At 37.1% G+C, this 19,186-nt stretch carries 23 protein-coding genes; 18 read left to right on the plus strand and 5 right to left on the minus strand.

The window, feature by feature from the left end; genetic code table 11:
* Nucleotides 1-100 precede the first annotated feature (100 nt).
* From ABD873_RS09305 to lnu(H), 5 genes are all read left to right on the plus strand, one after another.
* On the plus strand, nt 101-376 hold the full coding sequence (locus ABD873_RS09305) for an NAD(P)H-dependent oxidoreductase (RefSeq protein ID WP_345067696.1): 276 nt from the start codon (nt 101-103) through the stop codon (nt 374-376).
* 21 nt (nt 377-397) lie between these two features.
* Nucleotides 398-781 carry a DoxX family protein gene (locus ABD873_RS09310; protein WP_345067699.1) on the plus strand — a complete coding sequence of 128 codons (384 nt, stop codon included), beginning with the start codon at nt 398-400 and terminating at the stop codon, nt 779-781.
* Nucleotides 778-1,665 (plus strand): pirin family protein, encoded by an 888-nt coding sequence (locus ABD873_RS09315; RefSeq protein ID WP_345067701.1) that lies wholly within the window; start codon nt 778-780, stop codon nt 1,663-1,665. Before ABD873_RS09310 ends, ABD873_RS09315 begins: the two co-directional genes overlap by 4 nt.
* Before the next feature lie 14 nt (nt 1,666-1,679).
* On the plus strand, nt 1,680-2,018 hold the full coding sequence (locus ABD873_RS09320) for a GNAT family N-acetyltransferase (protein WP_345067703.1): 339 nt from the start codon (nt 1,680-1,682) through the stop codon (nt 2,016-2,018).
* 502 nt (nt 2,019-2,520) lie between these two features.
* Nucleotides 2,521-3,303 (plus strand): lincosamide nucleotidyltransferase Lnu(H), encoded by a 783-nt coding sequence (gene lnu(H), locus ABD873_RS09325; RefSeq protein ID WP_345067705.1) that lies wholly within the window; start codon nt 2,521-2,523, stop codon nt 3,301-3,303.
* 341 nt (nt 3,304-3,644) lie between these two features.
* Here lnu(H) and ABD873_RS09330 read toward each other — a convergent pair whose 3' ends face one another.
* Nucleotides 3,645-3,896 carry a hypothetical protein gene (locus ABD873_RS09330; protein WP_345067707.1) on the minus strand — a complete coding sequence of 84 codons (252 nt, stop codon included), beginning with the start codon at nt 3,894-3,896 and terminating at the stop codon, nt 3,645-3,647.
* Nucleotides 3,897-4,706: 810 nt separating this feature from the next.
* Between ABD873_RS09330 and ABD873_RS09335 the strand changes: the two genes are divergently transcribed.
* The 12 genes from ABD873_RS09335 to ABD873_RS09390 all read left to right on the plus strand — a co-directional run bounded on the left by ABD873_RS09335 (nt 4,707) and on the right by ABD873_RS09390 (nt 14,254).
* The gene (locus tag ABD873_RS09335; protein ID WP_345067709.1) at nt 4,707-5,444 is read left to right on the plus strand and encodes a helix-turn-helix transcriptional regulator; all 738 of its coding nucleotides are present in this window, start codon (nt 4,707-4,709) and stop codon (nt 5,442-5,444) included.
* Between the two features lie 87 nt (nt 5,445-5,531).
* The gene (locus tag ABD873_RS09340) at nt 5,532-7,685 is read left to right on the plus strand and encodes a TonB-dependent siderophore receptor (protein WP_345067711.1); all 2,154 of its coding nucleotides are present in this window, start codon (nt 5,532-5,534) and stop codon (nt 7,683-7,685) included.
* Nucleotides 7,686-7,696: 11 nt separating this feature from the next.
* Complete coding sequence (locus ABD873_RS09345; protein WP_345067713.1) at nt 7,697-8,809, plus strand: PepSY-associated TM helix domain-containing protein; 1,113 nt, start codon at nt 7,697-7,699, stop codon at nt 8,807-8,809.
* A 559-nt stretch (nt 8,810-9,368) separates the two neighbouring features.
* Nucleotides 9,369-9,734 (plus strand): VOC family protein, encoded by a 366-nt coding sequence (locus ABD873_RS09350; protein WP_345067715.1) that lies wholly within the window; start codon nt 9,369-9,371, stop codon nt 9,732-9,734.
* Between the two features lie 5 nt (nt 9,735-9,739).
* A complete protein-coding gene (locus ABD873_RS09355; RefSeq protein ID WP_345067717.1) occupies nt 9,740-10,180 on the plus strand; it encodes an EVE domain-containing protein in 441 nt (146 codons plus the stop codon).
* Nucleotides 10,173-10,634 carry a MarR family winged helix-turn-helix transcriptional regulator gene (locus tag ABD873_RS09360; RefSeq protein ID WP_345067719.1) on the plus strand — a complete coding sequence of 154 codons (462 nt, stop codon included), beginning with the start codon at nt 10,173-10,175 and terminating at the stop codon, nt 10,632-10,634. The genes ABD873_RS09355 and ABD873_RS09360 overlap by 8 nt, the downstream gene beginning before the upstream one ends.
* A gap of 246 nt (nt 10,635-10,880) precedes the next feature.
* A complete protein-coding gene (locus tag ABD873_RS09365) occupies nt 10,881-11,258 on the plus strand; it encodes a helix-turn-helix domain-containing protein (RefSeq protein ID WP_345067721.1) in 378 nt (125 codons plus the stop codon).
* 86 nt (nt 11,259-11,344) lie between these two features.
* Entirely contained in the window at nt 11,345-12,100 is a 756-nt protein-coding gene (locus ABD873_RS09370) for an SDR family oxidoreductase (RefSeq protein ID WP_345067723.1), read from the plus strand.
* On the plus strand, nt 12,042-12,524 hold the full coding sequence (locus ABD873_RS09375; RefSeq protein ID WP_345067725.1) for a DoxX family protein: 483 nt from the start codon (nt 12,042-12,044) through the stop codon (nt 12,522-12,524). The genes ABD873_RS09370 and ABD873_RS09375 overlap by 59 nt, the downstream gene beginning before the upstream one ends.
* Nucleotides 12,521-12,952 carry a nuclear transport factor 2-like protein gene (locus ABD873_RS09380; RefSeq protein ID WP_066209160.1) on the plus strand — a complete coding sequence of 144 codons (432 nt, stop codon included), beginning with the start codon at nt 12,521-12,523 and terminating at the stop codon, nt 12,950-12,952. The genes ABD873_RS09375 and ABD873_RS09380 overlap by 4 nt, the downstream gene beginning before the upstream one ends.
* 314 nt (nt 12,953-13,266) lie before the next feature.
* The gene (locus ABD873_RS09385; protein ID WP_345067729.1) at nt 13,267-13,734 is read left to right on the plus strand and encodes an OsmC family protein; all 468 of its coding nucleotides are present in this window, start codon (nt 13,267-13,269) and stop codon (nt 13,732-13,734) included.
* A 184-nt stretch (nt 13,735-13,918) separates the two neighbouring features.
* Nucleotides 13,919-14,254: a hypothetical protein gene (locus tag ABD873_RS09390; RefSeq protein WP_345067731.1), complete on the plus strand. Its 336-nt coding sequence runs from the start codon at nt 13,919-13,921 to the stop codon at nt 14,252-14,254.
* A gap of 401 nt (nt 14,255-14,655) precedes the next feature.
* On the opposite strand, the gene ABD873_RS09395 is transcribed toward ABD873_RS09390, so the two are convergent.
* From ABD873_RS09395 to ABD873_RS09410, 4 genes are all read right to left on the minus strand, one after another.
* Entirely contained in the window at nt 14,656-15,399 is a 744-nt protein-coding gene (locus ABD873_RS09395) for a dienelactone hydrolase family protein (RefSeq protein WP_345067733.1), read from the minus strand.
* A gap of 90 nt (nt 15,400-15,489) precedes the next feature.
* Entirely contained in the window at nt 15,490-16,395 is a 906-nt protein-coding gene (gene miaA / locus ABD873_RS09400) for a tRNA (adenosine(37)-N6)-dimethylallyltransferase MiaA (RefSeq protein ID WP_345067735.1), read from the minus strand.
* Entirely contained in the window at nt 16,392-17,564 is a 1,173-nt protein-coding gene (locus ABD873_RS09405; RefSeq protein WP_345067737.1) for a Gfo/Idh/MocA family protein, read from the minus strand. The genes miaA and ABD873_RS09405 overlap by 4 nt, the downstream gene beginning before the upstream one ends.
* A 49-nt stretch (nt 17,565-17,613) precedes the next feature.
* On the minus strand, nt 17,614-18,360 hold the full coding sequence (locus ABD873_RS09410) for a hypothetical protein (RefSeq protein WP_345067739.1): 747 nt from the start codon (nt 18,358-18,360) through the stop codon (nt 17,614-17,616).
* Between the two features lie 78 nt (nt 18,361-18,438).
* Here ABD873_RS09410 and def point away from each other — a divergent pair, with 78 nt between their 5' ends.
* On the plus strand, nt 18,439-19,026 hold the full coding sequence (gene def / locus ABD873_RS09415; protein ID WP_345067741.1) for a peptide deformylase: 588 nt from the start codon (nt 18,439-18,441) through the stop codon (nt 19,024-19,026).
* Nucleotides 19,027-19,186: the final 160 nt, after the last annotated feature.

Here is a 19,186-nt window from a genome sequence, read left to right on the forward strand (position 1 = left end):
TTTTGAAAGCGACAAACAGGCGTGTTAGGGTGTTTAGGTTTAGGTTAATTTGATGAGAATTTTGTAAAATTATGCAGTCTTAATTTGGGGAAGTCGACAAGTGCGTGCCGGTGTTACATTTAAATATACAGAAAATGGCGTGGAAGGTTTAGTGCAAAATAAAAAGGTATATCTGGCAATTGCTTCGGGAGGCATCTACTCAGAAGGTCCAATGAAAGAATATGACCCTACTGAAAAATACATTAAGAATATTCTTGGTTTTATTGGCATTACCGACGTAACTGCATTTAGAGTGGAAGGAGTTGCGATTCCTGGCATTAAAGAGTCTGCAATGTCTAAAGCCGTTCAGATAGTAGAAAATACATTTTCATTATAACATTAAAAAAAATAAAATATTATGTCACAAAAAACAATCAAAATCACAGGATGGACATTGACCATCATTTTAGGACTTCTATTCACAATGAGTGCCTTTATGAAACTTACGCAAAACGAAACAGCTTTGGCTCAGGCTTCTTCGTTCGGGATTGATACCACCACGTATCAGTTTATTGGGGTTATTGAAATCATCTCGCTGATACTCTTCATTGTTCCGAGAACAGGAATTTTGGGTACAATGCTGTTAGTAGCCTATTTGGGTGGAGCTATTGTCACACATTTGCAACATCAACAATCGATAGCAATGGCGGTTACTTTCCAAACACTGCTTTGGATTACGGCATTTATCCGTTTCCCCGAACTGAAGCAAAGGATTTTTCAAACTAAAAAAGTACAACAATGATGATACGCAGAAATATTTCAAAAATAACTCAAAACCATTGGCATAATGGTTTTTTGGGAACAGGACATCGTGCAATGGCGGTATTGGACGGTGTATCTTACAAAGACAGTGACCCTTTTATTTTGTTTATGGACGACAGCCTGAACCTTCCTGGTGGAGAACCCGTAGGAGGAGCACATCCCCACGCTGGGTTTGAAACCTTGAGCTTGGTTTTGGAAGGCAATGAAAAAGATTGGAAAACGGGAAGTTTTGAACTAATGACCGCCGGAAAAGGCATTATCCACACCGAAGAAATCACTTCCAAACAAAAACTTCGTATGCTGCAAGTGTGGTTGGTACTACCGCCCGAAAAGCGATACGCTCAACCTTTCTTACAAAGAATGCTATTGGAAGACGTACCCAAAATTAAAACCGATACATACGAAATTCGTGTGTATAGCGGAAGCAGTAACGGATTGATTTCGCCATTAAAAAACCATACGCCATTTACTTTGGTGGACTTCAGGTTAGACAACCGAGCTGTGGTAGCACAGGAAATTCCATCGCACTATAATGGTTTGGTATATGTATTAAAAGGCAGTGTGAAAGCAGGCGACAAAATCATCAATGCCGAACAAGCGGGTTGGCTTGATAAAGCGACTGAAGACGGCGATACCGAAATACAATTTGAAGCATTGGAAAACGACACCCATTTTGTGTTGTATGCCGGACAGCCTCATAATGTTTCTGTGGTTCATCACGGACCTTTTGTAGCAGATACCATGGAAGACATCGCACAGATGTATCGAGATTTTCGTCAGGGAAAATTTCCACATTTGAACGATTTGCCTGACGAACAAAAAATCACTTCCTTTTCAGAAACGAGTAAATCTATTATCCATTAAAAAACAGCAATAAAATGAATTTCAAACAATATGACGATGGCAAAGAAGGGAGATTCTTTGTTATCTTAGACAACGAAATGGAAGCAGGGTGGATTCAATACAAATGGTTGGACAACGGCAACCTGCTTGCCAACGGCACAAGGGTTTACGAAGAATTTAAAGACCAAAAATTGGGTATTCCGCTTTTCAACAGATTGGTGGAGTTTGCGGAAGAAAGGAAAACAAAAATTTATCCACTATGTCCGTTTGTGCTCAAAACCTTTGCCCGGCATCCCGAACTAAAACATCTTTTGGCTGACGATTATTTGCAAGAGCAAGAAACAACGACAAATTCAAAGATTAGACTTGTCTAAAAACACCTACTGCTAACAAAGGTAACCGTTGCACAACTCCCTAAAAATCTCAAAAACTAAAAATATTGACCTCAATACAGCTTCATTACGGAGCTGTTTTTTTTTATCCGTAGCGGTCAAGGATTGAACACCTAATTGCTGAAGATCTAATTTATCTACAAAAGCATCTATAAAACGCACTTCATTATCATTAGAAATGGAATCTTCTAAACTTGAAAACGTCATTTGAAATCTATCTAAACCATTGATTAAAGGAATAAAATTATTTGTTGTAAATACCTTATAAATTTAAATAAATTAAACTATATTTGAAAGAAAAAAGTGAAATATTTTTTTACAGACTGACGTTAGCGGTAATTTTACCAAACAGAATGTTGAACATAAAAAAATATAATCCGATGAAGCTATAAGTAACTGTTCAAAATAAAAAAAAGTGAAACTTTTTTATTGCTTTCAAAAAGCAGTGAGAATTTCTATTATTAACTTTTAAAAATTAGAAGAAATGACGCAGTTACTAATGATTAACAAAACAAAATCTATAGCTCAACAAGACGAAAATGTTTCCGCTGTTTTTATGTATGGTTCATTTACTAAAAGCGAAGGAGATAAATATTCTGATATCGAATTTTACATCTTTTTGAAAAATAAAGAAAATTTCTCGTCGGAAAAATGGGTAAATCAAATTCATCCTGTGGCTTTATATTTTATAAATGAATATGGAACCGAAGTTGCTATTTTTGAGAATTTGGTCAGAGGAGAATTTCATTTTTTAAAAACAGAGGAAATTGAAATTATCAAATCTTGGGACGGAATTGTTGCATTTAGCGATTTTGACCAAATGAACCTAATCGACAAAGACGGACATTTAACGAAAACACTAAATCAAATCAAAACGAAATCGCCCGAAAGAATAACAAATGAAAACATCTTGTGGTTAAGTCAATCATTACTGAATGTTATACTGACAACAAGCAACTTAATTAAGCGAGAAGAATTTGCTCATGCTCATCATAGTTTATCAAATGTTCAGAAATATTTGCTTTGGCTTATTAGAGCAAGAACAAACAAAACCCAACATTGGGAAAGTCCAACTAAAAGTCTTGAAAAGGATATTGATACGACTTGGTATTTTGCGTATAAAACAGTAACATCGGATTTAAATCCTAAAAATATAATTTTAGCTTTTGAAAACTCATTAAATTTATCGGAAAAACTATTTGACGAACTAAATATTGAAACAAAACTGAAAGAAATCCTACACGAAATAAGAAAAAACTACCGCTAACAGCAGGTCGAGTAAGCAAGGGCATTGCAGCCCAAGCTTCTCACAGATTCTCCCGATAGCTATCGGGATGAAAGTCTCCCCTCATACGGCTCTTGATACATCCATCTTTCTGATATACAAAAATTATATACCAACACAGCTACCCTAAACCTATTATACTCCAATGGTAAAATAAGTTCGGATAGCTGTTTTGTATTTTACGCAAGTAATTATAAGCTTTCTGATAGCTTGTAATACTCTTATACTTTCCCTTTACCCATTTAGCCAGTCGATAATCCAAATGTCGAAATAAACCTCTTAACCGCCAACGACTATGCACACCAAAATAGCGAATCAATCCTCTACTTTGAGCATTCAGTTGTTGTGCTAAGGGGGATTTCTACCGCCTTTACGGGTTGAGGAAAATAACTTCCGCTTGATAATCTATTCCAAAGTTTGTACAGATTTTTAGACAAATCAGCATCAAAATCTATGAGTGTTTCTTCATCTACTCCTGCACTGCCTTTGTTGGATTTTACCTTGCGGTAAGCATCCCACACCATTTGTTTGGTGATGGGAATACTGCGTGATGGTGTTTCAAATAAGAGGGTCATCCTTGTTCTTTTATTCTTAAAAAAATAGTAGTTCAAGTTGTCCTATTACTTGAAACTATGTATCTGTTGTCCTTCGCTCCATAGCCATTACAGCTACTTCTACACTACTACAACAACATCCGTCATCCTTATCAGCGTCGATACTATAAGCCTTACAGATACTGTCTGCTTGTGCCGTTCTCTTAGCAACTGACAAGGACTTCCTGAGTTCCGTATAGAAGCCTGTATAAAGGTCATGCCCACTCTACTGCGTTTGCCCTGTAACCAATAATCAAGCTCCCGTTACAGCTTTTCACTTGTAGCCAATAAATACAAGCTTTGGACAAAATCTAGCCATTCTCTCACAGCCTCAGCATGGGTTCACTGTAGTTTATCCTGAGCGAAGTCGAAGGGTTCATCTCCTTTATACGCACCTGACTACTTATGTAGCCTTTTCTTCCTACCGTTTAACACCAACTCATTACTAAGCCAGCATCGGGAAGCGGTTTTGTACCTACGCTTGAACGTCGATACGGATGGGCCTACCATCATCTTCTATACCGCACAGATAAAGCAAGCTCTATCCTTCACAGCACACTATTGGCAAATGCCGGGGTTAAGCGCAAAATTTAACTTCTCGCCTATTTTATCCGCCAAAAGCTGTTTGCTTTTGTTTTTTTATTAAATTTACCAAAAGGCTCACAGCTTTGGCTACGTACGGTTCTGAATTGAACTTTCGCTCAATTCAAGCCCGCACTTCGCCAAGCCGCCGACTCGTTATAGGCAATCTTACAGACCGACACACCCAAACAAAATAGCTACCTTTGCAAAATGGAATTGATAAGCGAATACATATATTTAAACATTTCTCAAAAAGCTGACCTTGACAGTTCTTTTTGTGTGACGACACAAGACCAATCTTATATTTTATTGACTTTTGGCTTGTCTACAAACGACTGTTTATTTGACTTGACAGACAATAACTATGAATTTCAAATCCGAATTTCAAAAACCTATTTTGAAAAGTACAATGAAACACTTGACATAAATGTTGAAAAACAAACTATTTGCTGTAATACACAAGCCAAACTATTAGAAATTATCAACTGCAAATTGACAGGAATTCACAGGAAAATATTTTTAGAAAGCAACATTCTTTATCTGTTGTATCAATCGCAAAAAAACAATTTAATTTTCCAATTAGGGTGCGATAGTTGTGCTATTTTGAACAAACCAATAGAAGTTGAAAAAATAAATTTGGCAAAAAAATATATTCTTGACAACTTATCCAACAACCTCACTATTCCTATTATTGCAAGTAATGTAGGTACAAACCAGTGCTACTTAAAAAAGGGATTTAAGGAAATATTTAACCAAACTATTTTTGAATTCATTCAAGAAAACAGAATGATAAAAGCAAAGCATTTGCTTCAAAATCCAAATCCTAACATAACTGAAATTGCCTTTTCAGTTGGTTATTCTTCGTTAAGTAGTTTTAGCCAAGCCTACAAAAATTATTTTGGCATTTCGCCATTAGAACAGACCAAAGCAGTTTTTCCTAATAACTAAAACACTTTTCCTTTATACTAAAATCTAAAACAACATTTATTTAGACTTTTGCAACTCAATATTTAATTAGTCTAAATAAAGAGATAAATGAATAGAATTTTGGTAATGCCGTTGATGCTTTTAAGCATTTCAACTTTTGCCCAACAAGCAAACCAAGATACTTTAAAAAGTCTTGAATTAGCACCTGTAACTGTAACTGTTACGGGAACAAGAAATATCTATAAAATAGATAGCAGCACTACTGTTTCCAAACTTCCTTTGAAAGATTTGGAAAACCCACAAGTATATAACACAATTTCTAAAATTGTACTGAAAGACCAAGTAATTACAAACCTAAACAATGCTCTTAAGAATGCCACAGGTATTACAAGACTTTGGGAGAGTACAGGTCGTGGAGGTGATGGTGCAGAGTTTTATAGTATGAGAGGTTTTGCTGTACAGCCAACTATGACAAACGGAATGCCTAACATTTCTAATGGAACGACTGACCCTGTAAATATTGAAAATATTGAAGTAATCAAAGGACCTTCAGGAACTTTGTACGGTGGTAGTCTTATTGCCTATGGTGGTTTAATAAATATTGTAACCAAAAAACCTTATGAAACTTTTGGGGGCGAAGTTGGTTATGTGGCAGGCAGTTATGGTTTAAATCGTTATACTGCCGATATAAATATACCATTAAGCAAAAATGTTTTTGCAAGAGTTAATGCAGCATATCATTACGAAAATAGTTTTCAAGATGCAGGTTTCAATAAGGCATTTGTTATTGCACCAAGTTTTAAAATAGTAGCAAACGATAAATTAACATTTTTAATCAATACCGAGTTTAAAAATTCGGAAGGAGCTAATGCACCTATGATTTTTCTAAATCGTTATGCCCCCTTATCGTTTCACTCATTGGATTTGTTTGAAAAAAGCTACAAAATATCTTATACAAGCAATAGCTTGACAATGAAAAATCCAAGTTTCAATATTCAAACTCAAGCTCTTTATAAATTGTCAAATAATTGGACTTCTCAAACGGTGTTATCAAGAAGTAACACAAAAACAAATGGCTATTATCATTATTTGTGGGACGCATCCAATGGCGACGAGTTCACTCGTTACATTTCAAAACGAAATGGAGAAACAAACACCACAGATATTCAACAAAATTTCATAGGCAATTTCAATATGGGTAAAATGAAAAACAAACTGCTTATTGGGTTAGATTATTTGAATAGTCAAATTACTAATAACAGCACAGGTTGGGTTGCCGATGGTATAGTATCACTTGTAAACCAAACAGATTCAGGAAGTTTAACCACACAAGGAGTAGATAATTTATTAATAAATTCTGCCGAAGGCAATTCAATTGTAGAAACAAAAATTATGAGTGCATACGTTTCAGATGTAATCAATTTTACACCAAAAATATCGGTAATGTTAAGTTTAAGAGTAGATAATTTTAGTGGAAAACCTTTATGGGCTACTGACGAAATAAAATCTCAAACCACACTTTCACCAAAATTGGGATTAGTTTACCAACCAATTTTAAATCAACTATCTCTATTTGCAAACTATATGAATGGTTTTACCAATTTAGCACCGGCAGAAGTTTCAGACATAAATGGAAATAATCCTACATTAAAAATATTTGAGCCCGAACAAGCCAATCAATACGAATTTGGAGCAAAAGCAAATTTGTATAAAGACAAAATATCCTTAACAGCAAGCTACTATAATATTTTAGTATCAAACAAAACAATGACTGACCCAACCAATGTAAACAATATCATACAAGGTGGTGAAGTAGAAAGCAAAGGTTTTGAATTAAGCGTAGTTACTAATCCAATTAAAGGTTTAAACATTATTACAGGATTTAGCCACAACGATAATAAAGTAACCAAAGATGCAGCAGATGGTGGTTATTTAGGATTAAGAACAGAGGAATCGGGACCAGCTAATTTATTTAACTTTTGGACAACTTACAGAGTTCAAAACGAAAAATTGAAAGGATTAAGTTTTGGATTTGGAGCAAACTATGCAAGTGAATTCAATACATTAAACCGTTCTACCACAGGCTCATTTACTTTACCAAGTTATACCATTTTCAATGCTTTAATTGGATATTCTGCAAATAATTTTAGTCTGAATTTAAAATTGGACAACATAGGTAATACTAAATATTACACAGGTTGGAGTACGGTTACACCCCAAAGATTAAGAGCGATTTCATTAGGGATGAGTTATAAATTTTAAGCTTTAAAAAAGTGATTAAAAAATATTTAAGAAAAATTCACCTTTGGCTCGGCTTAATTGTCGGACTATTGGTGTTTATCATTGCTATTACAGGTTGCTTGTATGCTTTTCAAGAAGAAATACAAAATTATACAGATGAGTATAGATATTCAAAAATTGAGCAAAAGCCCATTCTTTTACCAAGTGCCATAAAGCAAATTGCTGAAACAGAATTGCCTAATAAAGTATTGCATTCAATAAAATACTATAAAGACAATCATTCTGTTGAAGTATCCTTTTACCACTACAAGCCTACTTATTATTACAAAATGTTCCTCAATCCATATACAGGCAAAGTTTTGCATACTCAAAATATGGACGAAGGATTTTTTAGTTGGGTATTGAAAGGACATATGTATTTGTGGTTGCCACAAAAAATAGGTTCTGTTGTTGTGCTTGTTTCAACGCTTATTTTTTTTGGCATGGTCGTTACAGGTTTTATTTTGTGGTTTCCTAAAAATTGGAATGTATTCAAAAAGCGTATTTGGTTTCAATGGAAAGACACAACAAAATGGAAACGAAAAAATTGGGACTTACACGGAATTATTGGTTTTTATAGTTGTGCATTTGCTCTTATTTTTATTATTACAGGCTTGGTTTGGGTATTGCCAAATTTTGCTGAATTGTTTCATAGTGCATTAGGAGGAAAAAAATCTATGGTGTATCAAGAGGCAGTTTCTCTAAAATCAAATTCAAAACTCAAAAATCCGTTAGATAGCTTATACCAATTTTATAATCAAAATACGGATTTTGCAAGTATAGAATTGCACCCAGCCGAAACCGATAGTTCAAGCATTTTAGTAGTTACCAACCCAAGTAACCAAACTTATTGGAAATCAAACTATATTTTTCACGACCAGTATAATTTACAGGATTTAAAAGTAAATCACATTTGGAGTAAATACAATGAGGCAACAAATGCCGACAAAATCTTACGACTTAATTACGATATACACGTTGGCTCTGCATTAGGTTTGACAGGGAAAATTATTGCATTCCTGACAAGTTTACTCATTGCGACACTTCCCATAACAGGATTTATGATTTGGTATGGACGAAAAAAAAAGACTACCGCTAATAACTAAGCTTTAGCTTCGCTCTGTCCCTTCGGTCGAGTCGTCTTGCTCGGAGGGCACGAGATGAATTGAAAATCACTGAACACCAAAACAAATAATTAAATTGTGAAGTAAAGCCCGTTGAACGAAATGTACATTCAACGAATACCAAAACAAATAAAATAAATGAGTTAAACCGTAGGAAGCTAATAAAGTATTATGGAGTTTTCGAAGTGCAGCTTTAAGATATACGAGCAGTAATTTTACGATTACTGCTTTTTTTTGTGTTTGTTTTTACTTTTTTACACTGTTTTTCGATGCAAAAAATCACAAGTTCCCTTACCCATAAAAGTTAATTCACAGGCGCGATTCAAATACTTGTTCGCTCTTAATTCCTCCGGAGATTTTTTTTGTTACCATAGTAGCAGTTATTTAATAATTAATATATACTAAGGTACAAAATCATCGCAGCGAAAGCTACCGGAGGTTTAGTTCAACATTTCTTGACAACTATTAAAATGAGAAAGAAAAAACTTGCTTATTGTTGTCGTATATATTATCTTTGTGGCAACAATTAAATTTTAAAACAATGAGACGATTAGAATTTGCATCTCTTCAAGTGAGAGATTTGGAAGCCTCAAAAGACTTCTACACAAATAAATTAGGCTTTGAACCTTTGGAAATCGGTAATCCTGAAGCTGTTGTTTTTAAATACAATAAAGGCGAAGCAAGTTTTGCTATCCGTAAACCAATTGGAAACATTGACGGAAAAGAATTAGGAATTGGCACCTCTCTTTGGTTTGCTATTGACGGAACAATTGAAAAACTAAAAGAGCAGTTTGAAGATAGAAAAATTCCAATTTTGGGTGGCATCAACCAAACGCCTTTTGGCAGAACATTGATGATAAAAGACCTTGACGGATACGTATTGACTTTTATGCAACCAAATAATTAGCCAAAATGAAAGATAGACCAACGAAATATTGGATTATCGTGGCATCTAAAGACCACGTAAAAACAGGCGTTGCAGAAGGAATTGCACAAGCCTGTCACGGGAAATCATCGCCTTTGAAAAGAATGCAAAAAGGCGATTTTGTGGTTTACTATTCAGGCAAACTTACATTTGGAAAGCCTGAAAAGTGTCAGGAGTTTACGGCAATCGGAATAGTAAAAGACAATGAAGTATATCCGTTTCAGATGACTGCAGATTTTTGTCCTTTCAGACGGAATATTGAATTTTATGAAAGCGAAGACGTGTCCATTCTTCCGCTGATTGACGACTTAAATTTTATTCAAAACAAAAAAAGTTGGGGTTATCCGTTTCGCTTTGGTTTCTTTGAAATCAATAAACACGATTTCGATTTAATTTCATCTAAAATGTTACAAAAAGGATATGTCTGAAAAAATTGAGTTTATCTTTAAAAGTCCCGACACAAGTCCGGGGTATTTATTAGGACAACTAACATTACTTTGGCAACGCAAACTAAAAAAAGTGTTAGACCCTTTGGATTTGACACATACACAATTTATTTTACTAACTTCTATTGCGTGGCTTACCAACAAAAGCGAAAACGTTACGCAGGTAGAAATTGCTAATCTCAACAACTTTGACCGTATGATGGTATCAAAAGTATTGCGGACTTTGGAAAACAAAAAACTAATTACAAGAAAAGAACACAGCACCGACACAAGAGCAAAAATTGTAAAACTGACAACAAACGGAAAAAAGATTTTGCAAACAGCACTTACGAAAGTAGAAAATGCAGACATTGAATTTTTTTTTAGCATTGACAAAAATCTCTCTAATCTGAATAGCTATATGCAAACACTTATCAAAACAAACAAAGACGAATAAAAGCACATACCTCTAACAAGGTATTGCCAAAAGCGGGGCTGAACAACTTCGATTGAACATTTATGCAAGGTTCAACATTCGTTCTTCGATTGAACTTTAGTGCTAAAAATCCCCGCCTTCGGCAATACCCAAAACGTTATCAGCAATCCTACTGAAACCCGTCTCTAAAAGAAAAAAACCGAAAAGGTCACCATAAATAGTTTTTATGAATATTGCATATTTACAATATTTTTTGAATGAAAGCGAATGAAAAAGAGCGAACGAGATATATTAAAACGAAGCAAAGAAATTACCGAAAATTATTTTCAGTTTTTAGACAACCATATTGAAGATGTTGTTTTGGGAAAAACTGAAGAATTTATGGAAATCAATCAAATTGCCAGCGCATTATTTATTTCTCATAAACATTTAACAGATACCGTTCAAAAAGAAACTGGAAGTCATCCTTGTCATTTTTATGACCTTAAAATTCTTGATGAAGCCAAAAAAATGCTTTTAGAAACAGATAAAACTATTTCTGAAATTGCAAAAATATTGACATACGATCCATCGAATTTTTCTAAGTTCTTCAAAAAATTTACTGGACAAACTCCTGGACAATTCCGAAAAGAAAACAAAAAATAAAAACTACCGAAAAGTTCACCACGATTTATATTTTTTGCTTAGCCATCTTTGCTAAATCAATTGTATAACATTTAAAATCAAACAAAATGGCAAGAAACGATGTAAATGGAAAAGTAGTTTTAATTGCAGGTGGTGCAAAAAATTTAGGTGGCTTACTAAGCCGTAATTTTGCGGCTAAAGGAGCAAAAGTGGCTATCCACTACAATAGCGACAACACAAAGGCTGAAGCCGAAAAAACATTGGCAGATATCATAAACGCAGGTGGAGAAGCATTTTTATTCCAAGCTGATTTGACAGATGTAAAAAACATTACAAAGTTTTTTGATGCAACTATCGAAAAATTCGGAGGAATTGACATTGCTATTAATACGGTTGGAAAAGTATTAAAAAAGCCATTTATTGATACTACCGAAGAAGAGTACGACAGTATGAGTGACATTAATGCAAAAGTGGCATATTTCTTTATTCAGGAAGCGGGTAAAAAGCTGAACGATAATGGGAAAATCAATACAATTGTAACGTCTTTATTAGCTGCGTTTACGGGATATTATTCTACTTATGCAGGAGCAAAAGCACCTGTGGAGCATTTCACTAGAGCAGCTTCCAAAGAGTTTGGTTCACGTGGCATTTCTGTAACTGCGGTTGCTCCCGGACCAATGGATACACCTTTCTTCTACGGACAGGAAAGTGATGAAGCGGTAGCATACCACAAACAAGCTTCTGATTTAGGTGGATTAACCGACATCAAAGATATTGCTCCTTTGGTGGAATTTTTAGTAACCGATGGTTGGTGGATTACAGGGCAAACCATTTTTGCAAACGGAGGCTACACAACAAGATAAAATAAATTTTACTATTTTTAAAAAGGCAAATGACTTAGTTTTTTGCCTTTTTTTAAATTTAAAGATTATGATTTTAAAAATTCTCAATTCAGCATTGATTTTATTTGCGGTGTTTATGGGTGCCAAGCACGGATGGAATATGCTCACTGCAAAACCAGAAATGCTCGAAATGTTTGGTAAATGGAATTTTAGCAAAAATGCTGTAATGATTAATGGTGCAGTTACCTTATTGGCATCTATATTAATCTTTTTTCCGAAAACATTCGTGTGGGGAAACTTTCTAATGGCAGCGGGAATACTGATGATTATCTGTTTGCAGTTGCTCAACAAAGACTTGAAAGGCGTGGCGATAGAAATCCCATTTCTGTTACTCAATTTAATCATCATTTATTTACAACACCCATTAAAATCGAATGTGTTATGAGAAAATTTCTAATCATTTTGTTTTCCTCTTTTTCACTTACGGCGTGTGGACAAACACAAAACACCAATCAAACAACAAATAAAAAATCAGAAAAAATGCAAGACGAAACCCTATTAAAACCAGTAAAAACTTTGATGGAAGCGATGCAAACAGAAAATGCCGAATTGATCAGAGCTCAATTTTCGGAAACAGCCACTCAAGCCTATGGTTCGGATGGAGTGATGAAAACAGCCGAAGAAACCAAAAAATGGATTGAAAGTGATATCGTGGATCGCCAGGGCAAGGTTGCCAACCCTGAATATTCTGTGATAAGTGAAAATGAGGTTGTTGTCAAAGGGCAGTATTCGAGTGTAGGTTATACAAATAAGGCTAACTTTTTATTTACCGTTGAGAACGGATTGATAACAAGTTGGAGAATGAGATATTAAGTACGATAGTTTATTACCTATAAAAGGACTTCATACAACGAGCAGCTTTATGAAAGAGCGGCGTAACGGCTAAATTCAAGGTCTATCTTTTCTTGTCGCCAAAATAAATTTTATTCGCTCGTTTCACTAATTTAGCGAAATAAAATTTACTTTGGCTTACGTCGGTGCTAAACTGAAAATAACTACTTCCTTTTCCGCTCCTTCATAAAGCTGCTGACCCGTTAGCGGTCATTGCAGAGCGACACCCAAAAAGTTGAGAAATCACCGAATTAAATTAACTTAAACAAACAAAAGCCAATTTAAAAATATAATTTATGAATGGACAACATCATTACAAAGCATCAATTAAGTGGACAGGAAACAAAGGTACAGGGACTGACAATTACCGTAATTACGAAAGAAGCCATCAGATTGTAATTGAAAATAAAGTAGATATTTCAGGCTCATCTGACCCAGCTTTTCGTGGCGACAAGACAAAACATAATCCAGAAGACCTTTTAGTTTCTTCTTTATCATCTTGTCATATGCTATGGTATTTACATTTGTGTTCAGAAGCAGGTGTTATCGTTACAGACTATATCGATAATGCAACAGGAATAATGATTGAAACATCAAACGGTGGTGGACAATTTAAAGAAGTAACATTAAATCCAATAGTAACGGTAACTGAACTACAAATGGTTGATAAAGCAAACGAGTTACACAAAAAAGCGAATGAACTTTGCTTTATTGCAAACTCTGTTAACTTTCCTGTTAGACATAATCCGACAGCAAAAATATAATAACAACCAAACGGATTAAGGAAACAACCAACCGCTAACAAGGGTTTTGCAATAGTGGGGCTGAAGTACTATATCCAGCATTTGTGCTTCTATCAACATTTGTACTTAATTGAACATTTGTGCCTTGCATGCCCCACCATCACAATGCCCCAAACCGTTACCAACCATAATAAAACCAGATACAATGCAGACATTTAAGCTTATAAAAGGAGAGATTTCATTTGACAGAGATAAGATTATTATTGTGGACGATGCCAAGAAGCAAAAGCGGCTGACTCTGACATCTTCAAGCATGTGGACAATTTTTGGGATATTTTCTGTTTTAAGGTATTTGAAAACAGGTGACCAATTTTTACTTTGGACTGGCTTAGTAATTGGCTTAGGACATTTTTTTATTTTTGTATTAACACTTTCCCGTACAGCGCAGAGTGAAATATCTTTGAATGATGTAAAATCAGTAAAAGCTAGACAACGTTTCAACAACAAATTTCTGGACATAAACTTAAAAACAACAGACTAAGACGTGTAATTAGAGTTGACAATTCAGAACTTATAAAATATATTGAGACAAATTACGAGACAAAATAAAATTACGGTTGGTAACAAAAACTATATGCCAATTGGGGTTTCAGTGCGGACAACAAAGTTCGCAGCCCGCAACAACTTCGGTGGGGTTCGACAGGAAAGCAACCCGCAATCCCCAACTGCATATAGTTCCGTCCGTTAATATTTCATTCCTACATCACAGAAATTTTGTATCTTAGCATTATAGCAATTGCAGCTAAAACGTATGTCAAACCAGTGAGTGATTCGGTGAGTTGGAAAAAGGGAAGTTTGTAAAATACTGATAAATAGATTGATAGAAAGTAGGTTCGATTCCCCTACGGGCTACAAAAAGCGACTTCAAAAGAAGTAGCTTTTTTATTTTCTCAAAACTTCATCCAAAAATAACAGCAGATGCTGCCACGCTCTGCGGGCCATCACCGGATTATATTCTGCCGACTCTGGGTTGGTAAACGTATGTCCGCAATTGGCGTAGGTGATAATCTGATAGTCTGCTTTTCCTTCTTTCAGTTCCTTTTCCAAATTGTCGTAATCTTGCTTGCTTACGGATTTATCTTCTGCAGGATGCTGCACAAGCACTTTAGTGTTAATAGGACCGTTTGCTCGGTCCGCGCTTTTTGACAGGCCGCCATGAATGCTCACCACACCGGCCACAGGCATCTGCGCGCGCGCAGCCTCAAGAGCGCCCGTGCCACCAAAGCAGTATCCTATCACCGCAATCTTACCTGCGTCGGCTCCCTCCTTCACAAAAGCTTCCATCGCCAGCTCTATACGACGCTGATAAGCTTTGTAATCTGACTTATACTGCCCAGCAATTTTAGCTGCAGCCTCATTATCCTGAGGGATATTACCCTCTCCATAAATATCTGCAATAAAAACGGCATAGCCTTGCTTATGAAGCTCCATGGCTGCATCCTTAGCCTCTTGGTCCATTCCTTTCCACGCAGGAAGGATCAACACGCCCGCCTGCTGTTTGTTCTGAACCAACGCAAGGCCATTGAGCTTCTGTGTATTGTCATAATAAGACACGGTCTTGAGCGTCTGACCATATGCGGCCCCCATCGCTACCGTGAATATCAACATTGCAATAATATGTTTCATAGCGTTTTTTCTTTAGATTAGTATTATCTAATTTACGAGATATTGATGACTAAATCTGATTTACAGCTAATTATGTTACAATAACCTATCTTAACTTAACCAATCTATTTTTATGCCATCTTTTTCCATTTTGCGGAAATAGGTCATCTGGCGCTTTGCAAAACGATGTATTTCTGTTTCCAGCTTAGTCAAAAAGTCATCATAAGACAATTTCCCTTTAAGGAAAAGTGATACATATTTATATTCAAGGCCATAGTATTCCAGGTTTTCGTGCGACAGCCCCATGGCCAATAACTTTTCCACCTCCTGAACCAAACCTTCTTCCAGGCGCTGGTGCAGCCTTCTCGTTATCCGTGCTCTTCTTTCCTCTGCAGAAGGATTAAGACCGATAACCTTATAGCGATATATTCTACGCTCCTTCTGCACAAACGATGGGTGTTGGTCAAGATACATACATATTTCTATGGCGCGGATAAGACGTTTGTCGGTAGAGCTGTCTACCTTGAAATTTTGCGGAATAGGTAAGAGCTCCAGCATAGCTAGAAGCTCTTCGGTAGATTTTGTGGACAGCCGCTGGCGCAACCCTTCATCTACCGGGATCTGCGTGAAAGGTTGGGGCTGCAACAATGTCTGAATATAGAAGCCTGTGCCTCCGCACACGACAACCCTCTTCCCACGACTTCGAATAGCATCGTAAGCTGCGTCGAAGTCCGATAGAAAGCGATCTATATTATATTTCTCTCCCGGATCCACAATATCTATAAGATGATAAGGGATATGCTGATACTCGCTCAGATCTTTGCCCGTGCCTATGTCCATATGTCTGTACACCTGTCGGGAGTCTGCCGATATGATTTCGGCATCTAGGTGACGGGCTAACTGTACGGCAAGCTTGGTCTTGCCACTGGCGGTAGGTCCCAAAATAACCAACAAATCTTCAGGAAGAAAATTGAGGTCTTCCTGAAGATTGGTCATTATATGCTGCGTGTCTATCACACTTCAAATTTAGTCCATTTTTCGTTACTCTGGTTACTTTTGACCACTGTATCGATAAATGCCATTCCACGCACACCATCGTATACGTTAGGGAAGTCCATTTCCTCCGGTGTAGGCGTTCTGCCCTCCTTCTTAGCCATCACCGTAGCAGTAAAGTTGCGATAGATGTTAGCAAAAGATTCCAATAGTCCTTCCGGATGTCCTGCCGGCACACGCGTATTGTGCGTTGCAAAGGAGCTCAGCGTGTATGGAGCAATATAGTTGTTTCCGGTACGATAAATCTGTCTCGGAATATCAAGCATCTTGATAATCAGATTATTTGGATCTTCGTTAGCCCATTCCAACCCTCCTTTTTCTCCATACACACGTATGCGAACGGCATTTTCTTCTCCTGCCGATATCTGGGAGGCCATTAACACACCCTTAGCTCCATTGTTGAAGCGCAGCAAGACAGAACCGTCATCGTCAAGCATACGTCCTTCTACAAACGTTGTCAGGTCTGCACACAACTCTTCGATACGCAGGCCTGTAATATATTCTGCTAGATGCGCTGCATGGGTACCTATATCGCCCATTACCAGCGACTTTCCGGAACGCTTAGGGTCTGCCCTCCATGCTGCTCCCGCATGACCTTCGCGCTCCGTAAGACGGCTCAACCACCCTTGGGGATATTCAACCACCACCTTACGAATCTTGCCGAAGTGGCCCTCCGCCACCATGGCTTTAGCCTGCTTCACCATAGGATATCCCGAATAAGTGTGTGTAAGGCATAAGGTCTTACCTGTACGCTCTACCGTCTCCTGCAAAGACTTAGCCTCCTCCAGCGAAACAGTCATAGGCTTTTCTACCACCACGTCGAAGCCTGCCTCCATAGCCAATTTTGCGGGCTCATAGTGCAGGAAGTTGGGCGTCACGATGGTTACAAAATCCATCCTCTCCCCTTCAGGAAGCTGCGCCTCCTTCTCCAGCATAGTCTTATAATCCGGATATATCCGGCTTTCATCTATAAATAAATCTCTTCCGGACTGTAATGAAACTTCTCTATTAGCACTGAAAGCACCACAGACGAGTTCAATCTTGCCGTCCATAAATGCTGCAATACGGTGTACAGCGCCGATGAAAGCATCATTGCCGCCACCGACCATACCCATTCTTAGTTTTCTCTTCATTATATTTAAGTTTACAGTTGATACTTATTGCTTTAAAATTAATAAAAACTTAGGATAGATACAGTTTAAGTTTGATGCTTCCCGTATTTTTTACAATATAGTCGTAACTTTCTCCTTCTCCTAAAGTATAATAGCGTCGCCCTTCACGTATATAAAAAAGCTGTCCTTCCGTTCTGCCCTCTTCTTTGAAGCCTATACGTGTGATGCTGGACTCGTCACTCCAATCTCTATCGGCATAAGTCATGATATCATCGGGCTTAAAATCTTCAATAAAAGCTTTCAACAGTTTGGAAATACCTCCCACGATAAGATAGCCTCCCTTATGGCAGAAGCGCAACAGCTCAAAAGAACGGTATTCGGCAGATTGGTCACGCATACGGCGGCCACCACTGAAAACGGCTACAGAGACTAGATCTCCCTTATAGAAAAGACCGTACCTATACTTTCCTGCAAGGGCAACCTGTAGATGGTACTCTTCCAAAAATGCCAAGGCCATCCCCTTATCTATGCGTGCTACCACCGTATTGCGAGCAAAGAGCCTACGTCCTCTTCCACAAAGCGACCTTATGCGGTCCAGCACTTTGAAATATGCCGAAGCCAACAAATCTATATCCAGATGGATGATTTTCTTATCAACAGTTGGCTTTATCCGTTCACTATGAGGATAATAAATAATGAGAAGATACTTTTCCGTATGGAGAAGACTTATATTTTCCTGATGCTCCACAGCCTGCAAGAGGCCTTCCCGTGTCAAATCCTCAACAAGTTTTTCCGTCCAATGTAAAAATCTAAGCATCGTTTAAATTTACTAAATTAATTGCGTCCCCATAGGCTAAAAATTTTTGGTAACTTTGTAACGTTGAAATTATTTAGAATGAAATTACCTATTGTAGCATATGGAGACCCGATCCTACGCAAGAAAGCCGAAGAGATCGATGAGGACTATCCAAATCTAAAAGAATTAATTGATAATATGTTCGAGACGATGTACGCGGCTCGCGGGGTCGGCTTGGCAGCACCACAGGTGGGACTACCCATAAGACTTTTCGTCGTTGACGGCTCACCTTTTGGGGAGGACGATGAGGACGGCGAAGGAGACCCTACCCTCAAAGATTTTAAGAAAGTATTTATAAACCCTATAATCATCGAAGAATGGGGAGAAAAGTGGGCTTTTAATGAAGGCTGTTTGTCCATACCCGATATCAACGAAGACGTACTTCGCCCTTCTAACGTGCTGATTAACTATCTAGACGAAAACTTCGAAGAGCACGAAGAAGAGCTTACAGGTATAGCGGCAAGGATAGTACAACACGAATACGACCATATCGAAGGAAAGCTGTTTGTTGACAAGTTAGGCCCCTTAAAAAAGGCTATGTTAAAAAGCAAGCTGGACGCCATTTCTAAAGGTCATATACGTGTAGGCTATAAGATGAAATTTCCTTTCCAGAAAAAAGGAAGATAATAGGCTTCTTTATATCCAGTGATAATCATTGTCTTTTCATAACTAAAAAGTCCTGCAGGGTTTGGACTGCCCCCAAAAAGTTGGACGAATTTATGCAATATTTTTGATATGATGAGCTCGGTATTCTACCGGGCTCATTCCATTTAAATTAGTTCTTATC

The sequence above is a fragment of the Sphingobacterium thermophilum genome, assembly GCF_039541675.1.
Classification (GTDB): Bacteria; Bacteroidota; Bacteroidia; order Sphingobacteriales; family Sphingobacteriaceae; genus Sphingobacterium; species Sphingobacterium thermophilum.